Here is a 1,004-nt window from a genome sequence, read left to right as displayed (position 1 = left end):
TACCTGCCGCAGCAGGACCTGTCCTCGGGTCATCTGCAGGTACTGGTGGTGGAAGGGCGCTTGGAAGGGCTGCGCCCGGACCCGGCCAGCGGCCTGAGCGACCGTGAGCTGGGCATGGCCTTTCCCGGCGATATCGACCAGCGCCTGAACCTGCGCGAGATCGAGCAGATGGTCGACCAGCTCAACCGCCTGCCGTCGAACAAGGCGCAGATGGAGCTGACCCCGGGCAAGGCCGTCGGCGGCAGCGAAGTGCTGGTGCGCAACACCCAACAGAAACCCTGGCGCGCCTCGCTGTCGCGCAACAACGAAGGCCAACGCAGCACCGGCGAGCAGATGCTCAACCTCGGCCTGGAATGGGACAGCCCGCTGGGCCTGGCCGACCAGCTGATGCTGCGCGGCGGCCACGACGTGGTCAGCGATCACACCCAGGGCTCGAAGAACGGCGTGCTGTTCTACAACCTGCCGTGGGGCTGGTGGAACTTCACCTACAGCTACAGCGAGAGCGAATACCGCTCCCTGGCCCAGGCCAACGGCTTTGCCTTCAAGCAGACCGGCGACAGCCAGAACCACCAGCTGCGCGCCGAGCGCGTGGTACACCGCGACGCCACCAGCAAGACCTCGCTCAATGCCGGCATGGCCCACCTGCGCACCAACAACTACATCGAGGACAGCCGCCTGGCCGGCAGCAGCAACCGCCTGAGCGAGGCGCAGTTCGGCATCAACCATGGCCGGCGTCTGGGCAATGCCTTCGTCAACCTCGACTTGGGCACCCAGGAGGGCATCGGCGCCTTCGACGCCCAGGACAATGGCCACCCACGCCCGGGCCAGCCGGTGGCGCGCTACCGCAAGTACAGCGCCACGCTCAGCTATGTACAAGGCTTCAACCTGTTCGGCGAGCGCCTGAGCTTCACCAGCCTGGCCACCGGCCAGCGCAGCGAAGACGTATTGTTCAGCCCGCAGCGCATCAGCCTTGGCGGGCTGTCGTCGGTGCGCGGCCTGAAGGA

Annotated in this window: 1 protein-coding gene; it reads left to right on the top strand. The window is 66.8% G+C overall.

What is annotated here, in order from left to right; all coding sequences use genetic code 11:
- On the top strand, nt 1-1,004 hold a 1,004-nt coding region (locus tag AC25MA_RS25785), incomplete at both ends, for a ShlB/FhaC/HecB family hemolysin secretion/activation protein (protein ID WP_486972547.1).

It is taken from the genome of Pseudomonas sp. P65(2024) (genome assembly GCF_057480955.1).
This window is presented reverse-complemented; position numbering and strand designations above follow the sequence as displayed.